At 72.3% G+C, this 12,202-nt stretch carries 12 protein-coding genes and 1 pseudogene; 10 read left to right on the top strand and 3 right to left on the bottom strand.

The window, feature by feature from the left end; all coding sequences use genetic code 11:
* Nucleotides 1-20: 20 nt before the first annotated feature.
* From ACGFMK_RS01820 to ACGFMK_RS01800, 5 genes and pseudogenes are all read left to right on the top strand, one after another.
* Nucleotides 21-482, top strand: coding sequence for a roadblock/LC7 domain-containing protein (locus tag ACGFMK_RS01820; RefSeq protein ID WP_323325667.1), 462 nt, complete (start codon nt 21-23; stop codon nt 480-482).
* Nucleotides 483-507: 25 nt separating this feature from the next.
* Entirely contained in the window at nt 508-1,302 is a 795-nt protein-coding gene (locus tag ACGFMK_RS01815; protein ID WP_392756878.1) for a DUF742 domain-containing protein, read from the top strand.
* Nucleotides 1,283-1,891 (top strand): annotated as a pseudogene (locus ACGFMK_RS01810) (ATP/GTP-binding protein). Before ACGFMK_RS01815 ends, ACGFMK_RS01810 begins: the two are co-directional and overlap by 20 nt.
* 403 nt (nt 1,892-2,294) lie before the next feature.
* Nucleotides 2,295-2,711, top strand: coding sequence for a roadblock/LC7 domain-containing protein (locus ACGFMK_RS01805; protein WP_323324241.1), 417 nt, complete (start codon nt 2,295-2,297; stop codon nt 2,709-2,711).
* A gap of 6 nt (nt 2,712-2,717) precedes the next feature.
* The gene (locus ACGFMK_RS01800; RefSeq protein WP_392756874.1) at nt 2,718-3,650 is read left to right on the top strand and encodes a DUF742 domain-containing protein; all 933 of its coding nucleotides are present in this window, start codon (nt 2,718-2,720) and stop codon (nt 3,648-3,650) included.
* Nucleotides 3,651-3,734: 84 nt separating this feature from the next.
* Here the strand turns inward: ACGFMK_RS01800 and ACGFMK_RS01795 are convergent, their stop codons facing one another.
* Nucleotides 3,735-5,972, bottom strand: coding sequence for a helicase-associated domain-containing protein (locus ACGFMK_RS01795; RefSeq protein WP_392756871.1), 2,238 nt, complete (start codon nt 5,970-5,972; stop codon nt 3,735-3,737).
* Nucleotides 5,973-6,124: 152 nt separating this feature from the next.
* Between ACGFMK_RS01795 and ACGFMK_RS01790 the strand changes: the two genes are divergently transcribed.
* The 5 genes from ACGFMK_RS01790 (at nt 6,125) to ACGFMK_RS01770 (ending at nt 9,730) form a co-directional block, all read left to right on the top strand.
* Nucleotides 6,125-6,304 carry a hypothetical protein gene (locus tag ACGFMK_RS01790; protein WP_328618583.1) on the top strand — a complete coding sequence of 60 codons (180 nt, stop codon included), beginning with the start codon at nt 6,125-6,127 and terminating at the stop codon, nt 6,302-6,304.
* 207 nt (nt 6,305-6,511) lie between these two features.
* On the top strand, nt 6,512-7,900 hold the full coding sequence (locus ACGFMK_RS01785) for an NAD-dependent malic enzyme (RefSeq protein ID WP_392756868.1): 1,389 nt from the start codon (nt 6,512-6,514) through the stop codon (nt 7,898-7,900).
* Between the two features lie 48 nt (nt 7,901-7,948).
* Complete coding sequence (gene moaC / locus ACGFMK_RS01780) at nt 7,949-8,419, top strand: cyclic pyranopterin monophosphate synthase MoaC (protein ID WP_323324237.1); 471 nt, start codon at nt 7,949-7,951, stop codon at nt 8,417-8,419.
* Nucleotides 8,416-9,336 (top strand): molybdenum cofactor biosynthesis protein MoaE, encoded by a 921-nt coding sequence (locus ACGFMK_RS01775; RefSeq protein ID WP_392756864.1) that lies wholly within the window; start codon nt 8,416-8,418, stop codon nt 9,334-9,336. Before moaC ends, ACGFMK_RS01775 begins: the two co-directional genes overlap by 4 nt.
* Nucleotides 9,337-9,409: 73 nt before the next feature.
* Complete coding sequence (locus ACGFMK_RS01770; protein WP_392756861.1) at nt 9,410-9,730, top strand: MarR family winged helix-turn-helix transcriptional regulator; 321 nt, start codon at nt 9,410-9,412, stop codon at nt 9,728-9,730.
* A gap of 87 nt (nt 9,731-9,817) precedes the next feature.
* On the opposite strand, the gene ACGFMK_RS01765 is transcribed toward ACGFMK_RS01770, so the two are convergent.
* Both ACGFMK_RS01765 and ACGFMK_RS01760 read right to left on the bottom strand, forming a co-directional pair.
* Nucleotides 9,818-10,465 (bottom strand): transglycosylase family protein, encoded by a 648-nt coding sequence (locus ACGFMK_RS01765; RefSeq protein ID WP_392756858.1) that lies wholly within the window; start codon nt 10,463-10,465, stop codon nt 9,818-9,820.
* 1,476 nt (nt 10,466-11,941) lie between these two features.
* Nucleotides 11,942-12,202, bottom strand: coding sequence for a MoaD/ThiS family protein (locus ACGFMK_RS01760; RefSeq protein WP_392756855.1), 261 nt, complete (start codon nt 12,200-12,202; stop codon nt 11,942-11,944).

The following is a 12,202-nucleotide window of genomic DNA, read 5'->3' as shown; positions in this document are numbered from 1 at the left end:
AAGTGACACGGGCGGGTGCAATGCAGCCGGGTGGCTCCGCGCAGCCGGGTGGCTCCGCGCAGGCCAAGGCGGGTAATTCCGGCAGCTTCGCTTGGCTGATCACGGATTTCGTGCACCGGGTGCCCGGCGCGGCCCACGCGGTCGTGGTGTCGGCCGACGGTCTGCTCTTGGCGGCCTCCCGGGGCCTCCCGAAGGACCGGGCGGACCAGCTGGCGGCCGTCGCGTCGGGGCTCACCAGCCTCGCGCGGGGCGCGGCCAAGGTGTTCGAAGGTGGCACGGTCGCGCAGACCGTGGTCGAGATGGCCAACGGCTTCCTCTTCCTCATGTCGGTCTCCGACGGCTCTTGTCTCGCGGTGCTCGGGTCGCCCGAAAGCGACATCGGCTTGGTCGTCTACGAGATGACCCTGCTGGTGGAGCGGGTCGGCCAGCAGCTGACACCGGAGATGCGCGCGCAACTGCAGGGCGCAGCGGTCCGCCGCTGAGGACCGGGGAACCGAGGAGAGAGCCGTGGATGACGGGCGCTTGAGGGGCGATGGCCGGCTCGGTGACGACTTCTCCGGCGGGTGGTCCGAGCAGCCGGGACCGGACGACGGCCGGGAGGACTGGCAGTCCTTCCGGGAACGAGTCGACCGCGAGTGGCGGACGCGCCGGGTACAGGCCTCCGACAGCGACCCCGTCCGGGAGCCGCCGAACTGGCTGACCGACAGCAACGCGGGGCAGGAGCCGATCCGGCCCATCCAGGCCGGCAGCAACGAGTACCGCGACCGGCTGCTCGGCGGCCCGGGTGCGGAGCTGTTCGGTGGCGCGAGCGGGCCGCTGTACGACGCGGCGGACTTCGCCGCGTACAGCAACGGCCGCGATCGCGACTACTCGTCGGGACCGGACTCCGGGGAGCTGGCCGCGGCGTTGCCGCGTCAGGCCCACCAGGAGTACGTCGACGAGCCGCCGGCGACCGAGATGGAGACTTCGGGCCTGGTCCGGCCGTACTTCCGGACCAGAGGCCGGACGAAGGCGACCCTCGATCTCGCGATCGAGGCGCTGATCTCGACCAGCGAACAGGGCCGGATGCTCGACCGGGTCCGGGTACCCGAGCACCGGTCGATCTGCGACCTGTGCCTCGACACCCGGTCGGTGGCCGAGGTGGCGGCGCTGCTGCGGCTGCCGCTCGGCGTGGTGCGGGTGTTGATTGGTGACGTGGCGGGGCTCGGGCTGGTGCTGGTGCACTCCAGCAACCAGAACGTGGGCGACCGGCCGAGTATCGAGTTCATGGAAAGGGTGCTCAGTGGGCTTCGGAGAATTTGACTCCGACGCGAACGCGCCGCAGGTGACGGGTCCGACCTCGTCGGCCAAGATCGTGGTCGCCGGCGGGTTCGGTTCGGGGAAGACAACGTTGGTCGGGGCGATCTCCGAGATCGACCCGCTGACCACCGAGGCCATGATGACCGAGGCCAGCGTCGGACACGACGACACCTCGGCCACGCCCAACAAGACCACCACCACCGTGGCGATGGACTTCGGGCGTATTTCCCTGGACTCGGACCTGGTGCTGTACGTGTTCGGCACACCGGGTCAGCACCGGTTCTGGTTCATGTGGGACGACCTGGCGGTCGGCGCCATCGGCGCGGTCGTGCTGGTGGACACGCGGCGGCTCGCCGACGCGTTCCCCTCGATCGACTTCTTCTAGAACCGGAAGCTGCCCTACGTCGTGGCGATCAACTGCTTCGACCGGTTGCTGCACCACCAGATCGAGGACGTCCGGCACGCGCTGACCATCGCGCCGTCGGTCCCGATCATGGCGTGTGACGCGCGCGAGCGCGACTCCGCCAAGCAGGTGCTCATCTCGGTCGTCCAGCACGCGATCGCGCACGATTCGGCGTTGCGCGCGGGATAGCCCGATGACGCCCCGAACCGGATGCGGCCGTTGGGGTGAACTCCGCGTGCTTCACCCACTTCGGGGAGTGCGGCGGCCGTCCGGAGCAGTGCCGAGCGCCGCGGTTTCGGTACCGTCGAGGACGGGGCCGCCCGGCCGGGCCCCTGGAAACCCGGCTGACCTGCGTGAACGTCCCGTCCTCTCGGGTCGTGCCCGCGGTCGCGGAGCGTCCGGCGAACGTGTGGACCCGTCCGGGTCGATGCGGTGCGCAGTCGTGCGCACACGTAGGGTGCGCAGCGGTCATCCGGTGGTCGGCTCGACACCACCGGCGGTGCGAATACGCTTTACGGAGGCGTCGTCGACCGGCCGTGCCGGCCACTCCGGGGTGCGGCGCGCGGCGCCGCACGAGCAAGGAGGGGCAGTAGTGACGGCATCCGGCCAGGGCACATTCGGCTGGCTCATCACGGACTTCGTGCGCCGGGTACCCGGCGCCGCCCACGGCGTCCTGGTGTCCGCCGACGGTCTGCTGCTGGCGCCGTCGGAAGGCCTTCCCCAGGAGCGCGCCGAGCAGCTGTCCGCGGTGGCCTCCGGACTGATCAGCCTGACGCACGGAGCCGCACGCTGTTTCGAAGCGGGCGGGGTCAACCAGACCGTGGTGGAGATGGAGCGCGGGTACTTGTTCCTGATGTCCGTTTCGGACGGGTCGTCGCTGGCGATCCTGGCCGCGCCGACGTGCGACATCGGCACGGTCGCCTACGAGATGACCCTGCTCGTCGAGCGGGTCGGCCAGCAGATCACCCCCGAGCTGCGCGCGCAGCTGCAGGGCGGCGTGCGTGGGTAGGACACGATGAGGATTTCGGGATTCGACGATCCGGACTCCACCGGCTGGGACGCACTGCACCGCGGCACCGAACGTGAGGGTTTCGACTCGCCGAGCAAGTTCGACATGTCGACGTTGTCGACCATCATGCCGCGACGCCGCCCGGCCCAGCCCGCGCCACCTTCGCAGCCGAAACCGGACCCGCAGGGCTACACCGACGAGGACACCCGCGAGTGGGGTTCCTCCGCGTCGTCGGTCGAAGACGACGGTTATGCCGACGGCTACGACCCCGACCAGCCGGAATGGCAGGACGAGGAGTCGTACGAGCCGGAGCCGCCGCCGGTGGAGACCTGGACGCCGCCGCGTGGCGCCGGCCGGTCCCCGGCCCCGCGCCCGCCCGCGCCCCGGCCGCCGGCCCCGCGCCCGCCCGTCGCCCGGCCGCCCCGCGCCCAGGCCGCGCCCCCGCCGTCATGGGCCCCGCCGGTCGACCCGCGGACGGGCTGGACACCCCCGCCGGACCCGGAGACCCGCTGGATCCCGCAGGCCGAGCCGTACGGCTACGAAGAACCGGCCTGGACCGAGCCGGCCGTGCGCGCGGCGAACCCGGTGCGGGTGGGCTCGGCGGGTTCGCGGGTGCGCCCGTACACCCGCACGGGCGGCCGCACCCGGTCCGACCACAACCTCGCGCTGGAGGCACTGGTCTCGACGTCCGACGACGGCCGCCGCTACCGCGGCGTCCGGTCGGTCGAGCACCGCCGGATCTGCGACCTCTGCCTGGACACGCGGTCGATCGCGGAGATCGCCGCGCACCTGCGCCTGCCGCTGGGCGTGGTGAAGGTGCTGGTCGGCGACATGGCCGACATCGGCCTGGTGCTGGTCCACCACACGGAACTGATCCTGGGCGACCGCTCGTCCCGCGACTTCATGGAACGCGTCCTGGCCGGCCTGCGGGCCCTCTGAGGACGCATCTTTCTCGGCGAAAGCTCGGCCCCCGGTGGGTTCGAAGCCGAGCTTTCCCTAGGAAAGATGCGTCTCGGGTGAGCGCTAGTCCTCGACCAGGGCCGCCGACGTGATGCGGTGCAGCGAGTAGCGCTCGTTGTTCTCGCCTTCGAGGATCCCGCCGCCGACGCGGATCGGGCGGACCACGCGCTGGCTGGCGGTGCCGCGGGAGTCGACGAAGCCGATCCAGACCTCGCGGCGTTCCAGCGTGGCGCGGGACAGCAGCTCGAGCGTCGCCGACGTGTCCGCGCCGCCGCCGCGATGGGCCTGGACCGTCGAACCGCGGCGGCGGGCCGTGGCCGCGTCACCCGCGCGCAGGTTGGAGACGATCCGCTCCGCCTGGTCGTCGGTCAGCACCGCCTGCTCACCCGGGTTGCGGCGGGCCGCGCGGGCCTTCGCCGGCAGCCGGCGACCGCCCGGGCGGATGTCGACGACGCGGCCGTCCGGACCCTCCGCGGCCGGGGCGAACCCGGCCCCGCGCAGCCCGGCCAGCACCTCGTGCAGCGGGTCCGGGCTGATCACGACGGTCGGCGCGATCAGCCGCAGGTCGTGCTCCGCCGCGATCGGGTGGGCCAGCACCTCGGCCAGCAGGGCCTCGTCGTCGCACCGCAGGAACGACGCCGCGACCCCGCCGCGCAGCCGTCCGTGCCGCCGCGCGACGTCGTCGATCAGGTAGCTCAGCCCCTGCGGCACCGGCGTCGCCGACTTGGCCTTGAACAGCGCGTGCAGCTCGTCCGCCGTCCGGCCGGTGTCGAGCGCGCGCCGCACCGAGCCTTCGGTGATCCGGTAGACGGTGGCGTGCCCGGCCGATTCGATGTCGGCGACCGCGTCCATCTCGGTGGCCAGCTCGGGCTCCAGCGGACCCGGCGCGACCACCGTCAGGTCGGCCTGCAGCAGCACGCGGTCGACCGGCGCGGGCAGCGCGTCCAGGATCGCCTCGACGGCGGCCGGGCGGTCGTCGGCCAGCAGTGCCCGCGTCGCCGTCGTGACGCCGCCGAGCCCGACCAGGCCGAGCGCGCTCGCCTCGGCCATGGTCCAGCGCACCGTGTCGTCCCGCAGGCGCCCGCCGCGTCGCGGGGCGCGCCAGGCCAGCACGGCGACCAGCTCGTCGGTGCTCTTCACCCCGGCGCCCGCGGGCAGGTCGGCCAGCGCGGTCAGCACCCGGCGCCGCGCGACCGGCGCCAGCGGCCGCCGCAGCTCCTCCGAAAGCGGCGCGACCGGCTTGTCCTTGGCGTCGCGGCCGCCGGCGAGCCCGGGCAGCCGCGGCAGCTCCAGCCACGCCTGCGCGAGCGTCATCCACCGCTGGGCGGTCGGCGACGCGAGCCAGGAGTCGGTCAGCGTCGTCGGTACCCACTCGGGCACGGTCGTCTCGCTGTCCGCGACGAGCCCGGCCCCGACGGCCAGCTCGGCCAGCAGCGTCGCCTGCGTCTCGTCGATCTCGAGGTCCTTGGCCACCTTCTTCAGCTCACGCACGCCGAGGCCGCCCGACTTGAGCACCGGCGGCGGCGACGCCGACCACGCGCGCAGCAGGGATTCGGTGTGGCGCAGGAACTCCATCGCCTCGCCGGCCGCGGCTTCGTCCAAAGTGGACGCCCGGTGCGGGTGCACCGGCAGCTCGGGCTCGGTGAGCGCGCCGGGTGCGAACACCCCGCCGCGCACCGCGATCCCGAGCTCGCGCGGCAGCTCGACGGTCTGGTCGTCGCGCCGCAGCAGCAGCCCGCGGGCGAGCAGCTTCTGCACCGGCGTCCCGGCCTTCTCCAGCGCGAGGTCGATCCCGGCGTCGCGGGTGCGGCCGATCGGCGGACCCGCGGCCAGCGCGTTCAGCACCCCGCGTTCGTCGTCGGGCAGCTCGGCCAGCCGCGCCTCGAGGTCCTCGCCGGCCAGGGCGGGCGACGACGTGCCGAGCCCGGCCGGGAACGGCCCGAGCGCCTCCCGGACCGCGGGCGGCACGCGCAGCGCGTCGTCCGGGCCCCAGGCGAGCACGCGGGCGCGGAGCCGGGCCAGCGGCGCGGTGATGTCGGTGCCGACCAGTTTCGCGACGTCCTCGACCGGCACCGGGTCGTGGTCGGCGCCGGCCAGCAGGCACGCCTCGAGGACGGCCAGGGTGAGCGTGTCGAGGTCTTCGCAGGCACGCGCGACGGAACCCGGCGTGCCGGCCCGGGTGGCCAGCACGGTGCTGTCGGAGGGCGGTGGCGTCGACAGGTCGCGACGCGTGCGGAGGAGCTCCGCGAGCACGTCGTCGGACTCCGCGCGCAGCCAGTCCGCCAAGGAGGTCGCGGGCATAGAAGGCCAGGGTACCGGGCGGTTGGCCGGGGCCGCCCGGGCTCGGGCAGACTGTCCCCCGAGAGCTTCCGGGGGTCCGGGTGGCGGAGCCCCCGGCCGGGGCGAAGCCCCGAGTGTTTCCGGAACAGAGCACGGCTGTGTGGGAGGACGTTGTGGCCAAGGGCGAGAAGAAGCACAAGGGTGTCGACCCGACCTGGCCGGGCGAGGCCGGTGAGCACCCCGTGACCGAACTGGCGGCGGACCGCCAGGGCGCGCTGTCGCCGTTCGGGGACCTCACGTTCCCGCTCGACACGGTGCCCTACGTGCACCCCGAGACCGAGATCAACCGCTGACCCCAGGGGCCGGCCCGGCCTGAAGCAGGCCGCGCCCCGGAGCGGCTCGCAACCGTCCCCACGAGGCCGTGCGGCCGTGACTGTGGGCGGGTCGGCAACCAGCGGCATAGTTACTGGTCAGTACTGGTATCGGGCCTTCGTGAGGGTGGTCACGGGAGTAGGTTCGCTCCCGTCCCAACCGACTTTTCCCACGCGGGGGTAAGTGCCATGCCGGTTCCCGGTCCCGGATATTCGATCACCGTCCGGGTCGAGGCTCCGGCCTCGACCAGTGCGGCCGGTGACCTCACCACGGCCGTCGGGCGGGTCGGCGGGGTGCTGACCGCGTTCGACGTCGTCGAGTCCCACTCCGACTCGATCGTGGTCGACATCAGCGCCAACGCGCTGTCGGAGAACCACGCGAACGACATCACGCAGACGCTCGACTCGCTGCCCGGCGTGAAGGTCCGCAAGGTCTCCGACCGGACGTTCCTGATCCACCTCGGCGGCAAGATCGAGGTCACCCCCAAGGTCGCGCTCCGCAACCGTGACGACCTCTCCCGCGCCTACACCCCGGGTGTCGCCCGCGTCTGCCAGGCGATCGCCGCGAACCCCGAGGACGCGCGCCGGCTGACCATCAAGCGCAACACCGTCGCCGTCGTCACCGACGGCTCCGCGGTGCTCGGCCTGGGCAACATCGGCCCGGCCGCCGCGCTGCCGGTGATGGAGGGCAAGGCGGCGCTGTTCAAGAAGTTCGCCGACGTCGACGCCTGGCCGGTCTGCCTGGACACCCAGGACACCGAGGAGATCATCAAGATCGTCAAGGCGATCGCGCCGGTGTACGCCGGGATCAACCTCGAGGACATCGCCGCCCCGCGCTGCTTCGAGATCGAGAAGCGGCTGCGTGAGCAGCTGGACATCCCGGTGTTCCACGACGACCAGCACGGCACCGCGATCGTGGTCGTCGCCGCGCTGCGCAACGCCTTGCGCGTGGTCGGCAAGAACATCGAGGACTGCAAGATCGTGGTCAGCGGCGTCGGCGCGGCCGGCTCGGCGATCATCCGGCTGCTGCTGCGCAAGAACCCGGGCGACATCGTCGCCGCGGACATCGACGGCATCGTCCACTCCGCCCGCGGCAACCTCGACGACAACCTCGCGTGGATCGCGTCGCACACGAACAAGGACCAGGTCAGCGGCACGCTGCACGAAGCGCTGGCTGGCGCGGACGTGTTCATCGGCGTCTCGGCGCCCAACCTCTTCGGCGCCGAGCAGGTCGCGACCATGAAGGACGACGCGGTCGTCTTCGCGCTGGCCAACCCGGACCCGGAGATCGACCCGCTGGAGGCGCAGCAGCACGCCGCCGTCGTCGCCACCGGCCGCAGCGACTTCCCGAACCAGATCAACAACGTGCTGGCCTTCCCGGGGGTCTTCCGCGGCCTGCTCGACGCGCACGCGCACAACATCGACGACGAGATGCTGCTGGCCGCGTCCGACGCGATCGCCGACGTCGTGGACAGCGGCATGCTCAACGCGTCGTTCATCGTGCCGAGCGTGTTCGACAGCGCGGTGGCGCCCGCGGTCGCCGAGGCGGTGCGCAAGGCCGTCCGCGCCGAGCGCTGAGCCCGTCCCGGGGCTTCCGGCCGGTGGCCCCGGAAGTAGCCTCGGCTGGTGAGTGAACTCAGCCACGTCGACGGGACCGGCGCCGCCCGGATGGTCGACGTCTCCGGCAAGACCGCCACCGCGCGGACCGCGCTCGCCGCCGGAACCGTGCGGACCACCGCCGAGGTGCTCCGGCTGCTGGCGAGCGACGGCCTCCCCAAGGGCGACGCGCTGGCCACCGCCCGGATCGCCGGGATCATGGGCGCGAAACGGGTGCCCGAGCTGATCCCGCTGTGCCACCAGATCGCGCTGTCCGGCGTGAAGGTGGAGTTCGAGCTGGGCGAGGCCGAGGTCGGGATCCGCGCGACCGCCAAGACCACCGACGTCACCGGCGTCGAGATGGAGGCGCTGACCGCGGTGGCCGTGGCCGGGCTGACCCTGCACGACATGATCAAGGCCGTCGACCCGGCGGCGACGCTGGACGAGGTCCGCCTGCTCCGCAAGGACGGCGGCAAGACCGGGACCTGGGAGCGGCCGTGAAGCGCAGTGCGCGGGTGATCGTGGCGTCCAACCGCGCCGCGAAGGGGATTTACGAGGACAAGACCGGCCCGGTGATCGTGGCCTGGCTGGCCGACCGCGGGTACGACGTCCCGGCGCCGGTCGTGGTCGAGGACGGCGACCCGGTCGGGGTGGCGCTGCGGGCCGCGCTGGCCGACGGCGTGGCCGTCGTGCTCACCACCGGCGGCACCGGGATCTCCCCGACCGACCGCACCCCGGACGTCACGCGGGCGGCCCTGGACCACGAGCTGCCGGGCGTCGCGGACGCGATCCGCGCGGCCGGCCTCCCCAAGGTGCCCACAGCGGTCCTCTCGCGTGGTGTGGCGGGAGTTGCGGGGAGGACCCTCATCGTGAACCTTCCGGGCTCCAGCGGCGGCGTGAGGGACGGTTTGGGGGTCCTCGACGGCATCCTGGACCACGCCGTCGACCAGCTGGCCGGCGGCGACCACCCGCGCTCGCCCGCTTCGGGCCCGGCGGTCCGCGTCGCGCGGGCCGTGGTGACCGGCGAAACCCTCTCGGTGGAGGAGCACGCCCGCCTGGTCGAGGACGACGCGGCGGGCGCGGTGGTGACGTTCGCCGGGGTCGTCCGCGACCACGACGGCGGCAAGGGCGTCCGCGACCTGACCTACGAGGGCCACCCGAGCGCGAGCCAGGTCATCGCGGAGGTCGTGGCGGACCTGTCAGCCCGCTGGACCGGCGTCCGGGCCGTCGCGGTCAGCCACCGCATCGGCGCGCTGACCATCGGCGACGTGGCGCTGGCGGTCGCCGTCGCGGCCGAGCACCGGGGCCAGGCGTTCGCGGCGTGCGCGGAGGTGGTGGACGAGGTCAAGGCCCGCCTCCCGGTCTGGAAGCACCAGCACTTCACCGACGGCACCGACGAATGGGTCAACTCGCCCTGACGGGTTCGAGGCGGAAGACCGCGACGCGGTCGGCGGCCGTCACGAGGCCCAGCTTGACGAACATGGGCACACCGTGGGGCACCTCGCGCGGGAAGGCGCGCACGACGTCGCGGCGGCGGCGTTCGGCGTCAACGCGACGACGACGGCGATCCAGCGGCTGATCCACGCCGGTCACCTGACGAGAAAAACCGACGCCGATGATCGGCGCCGGGCGGTGGTGGAGCTGACCGCGCGTGCGGTGGCCCTGCTGGAAGAGGTCTACGGCCCGGTCGAGCGGGCCGGGCGCGAGCTGCTCGAGCGCTACTCGGCGGCGGAGCTCGCGTTCATCGTCGACCTGCTGCGGCGCGGCGAGCGCATGCAGCTCGCGGAGGCGCGCCGGGTCCGGGAGAGATGACACGAACCCTCCACCGCCCGGGGGATTGGCGGTGGAGGGTTCGTGTGTCACGGCTCGAGGCCGGACCTACGCATCACTGCGCGATCGTCACTTGGTGGCGATCTTCTGCCCGACGAGGATCATGTCCGCGTTCGGGATGTACTTCGCGTTCAGGTCCTGCAGCTTCTGGTAGCCGCCCTGGACGTTGAACTGCTTGGCGATCTTCGACAGCGTGTCGCCCGCCACGACGGTGTAGTTGCCCGCCGGGTTCGAGCTGCTCACGCCGGCCGCCTGGGTCGGCGCCGCCTGCTTCGGGGTCGCCTGCTTCGGCGCCGCCGGGGTGCTCTTCTTCGGGGTCACCTTCTTGGGCGTGGTGGTCTTCGCGGTCCGCGGGGCCGTCGACGAACCGCCGCCGCCCTTCTTGCCGCAGACCGGCCAGGCGCCGATGCCCTGGCCCTGCAGGACGCGCTCGGCCACGGCGATCTGCTGCTCGCGGGACGCGCCCTGAGCGCTGCCGGTGCCGCCGTAGGCCTTCCAGGTGCTCTGCGTGAACTGCAGGCCGCCGTAGTAGCCGTTGCCGGTGTTGATGCTCCAGTTGCCGCCGCTCTCACACTGCGCGATGGCGTCCCAGTTCGTCGCCGACGCGGGGGTCGCGGCGATTGCGAGGGGAGCGCCGACCGCGATACCCGCGATGGCGACGCGAGCGACGGTGCGGGTGGCAGCGGACATCTTGCGGTGCTTGCCTCGGTAAGACATCTGAATGCTTCTCAGGCTTCCCTGCGCCTACGAGACTTGTGCTGAGGGTCAGGATCGGGGTCCTGGCGCCGGCCCTCTCAGACCGGCAGACGGCTCCGACGCACGACGCGTCGTCCTCGTCCCCTCGTCCCTGTCCGGAAATGCTTTCGCTCGGGGTATGGGTCCGGGGATCCGTCGGACAGGGCTAGGCGCTACGGATTCCCGGTGTTGCGTTGACTGGTCGGGGCCAGCCGATTAGCGACGGTACGTAACGAAGGCCGTGATCGGAAATTATTCGAGGCGTGACCTACGTCACAGTAACAGCACGCAACCCCTGCCGATACGGGTGTTAGTGCAGGTCAGAGGGCCGTTATCTGCCCGTTTCCTAGCCGAGACAAAACACGGATCGTGAGGCTTGCATCACGTGTTTTGCGTAGCGAATGGCCCATTCGTACCGCCTGGATCACCAATGAAGCGCGCATCTTATGGGGCCTCTCGGCGGTTCGCCAGACTTGACAACGGCGCCTCATGTACCCCACGAGTCACTCCAGTCCCACCTGTTCGAGCGGTTTGCGGCCACGGTCGGAGGCGTCCGGCCCGGCGGGTCGGGCCAGGTCGGACGACGGACTGCGACCAGCCAGGCGAAACGGGTCACCGGACGGGGTGGAGTCGATCTTGTATTGAGCCTCCCGCGAACGCCCGGAAGCGACGACACGCCACGCCGAGGGCTCGGATCCGTGTCGGCGAGCGGTCGGCTGCCGTACCTGAGTGGTCGGCCCGCGTACGGGGCGGGCGAACTCACGTTCCGGGACGAACGGCTCGCGCGACTGGGCGGACGCCTCGCGTGCCCGGGGGTCGGCTCGCGTACTTGGAGGGTCGGCTCACCCGTCGCGAGGGGTGGCGCACCTATCTATAGGGGCGACGCGTCCGACAGGAAGGGGCGAGGCGGCCATCAGGAGGGGCGTCGCGTCCGACAGAGAGGGCGACGCGGTCATCGGGAGGGGGCGGCGCGACCGCCGGGAGGCGCCGCAGTCGCCGGGAGGGCGCCGCGGCTGCCGGGGAGGGTTCGCGGTAGCCGGGAGGAGCGACGCGGCGCCGGGGAGATGCAGCGCGAGTGGAGGGAGGGCGGCGCACCTATCTATAAGGTCGAGGCGGCACCCGGGAAGGCGGCGCTGTCGCCGGGGAGCAGCGCGAGGGCGGCGCACTCATCTTGAGAGGGCGGCGCACGTATGTATAGAAGGCGACGCGGCCGCTCGATAGGGGCGCCGCGTCCGCCAGGAGGGGCGAGGCGGCCATCGGGACGGGCAGTGCCCGTGTCGGGAGACGGCGCACCTACTCCGGGAGGGTGGCGCACCTGTGTATAGAAGGCGACGCCGCCGCCCTATAGACGGCGACACGACCGCCGGGAGGGCGACACCGGCGTCCGGAGGGGCATCGCGCGTGATTGGGAGGGCATCACGTGTGATTGAAGGGACGACACCCCTGTGTATGGGTGTGTCAGCCGCCGGCGAAGGGCGGGAGGACGTCCAGCTCGGCGCCGTCCTTCAGGGGGCGGGTCAGGTCGCGGACCGCGATGCCGTCGAGCAGGTAGCTGACCGCGTCCAGGACCCGCGGCAGCTTCTCCGGGTGGAGGCGGCGCAGCTCGGCCACGGCGTCGGCGACGGTGGCGCCCGAAGGCAGCTGCACCTTCTCCTCTTCCTCACCGGCTGCGGCACGCGCCGCCGCGAAGTACCGGACCACGATGGTCAGGGTCGTCAT

This window comes from Amycolatopsis sp. NPDC049252, from assembly GCF_043197175.1.
GTDB lineage: Bacteria > Actinomycetota > Actinomycetes > Mycobacteriales > Pseudonocardiaceae > Amycolatopsis.
Note: the sequence above shows the minus strand (reverse complement) of the source record. Positions and strands in the feature narration are given on the sequence as shown.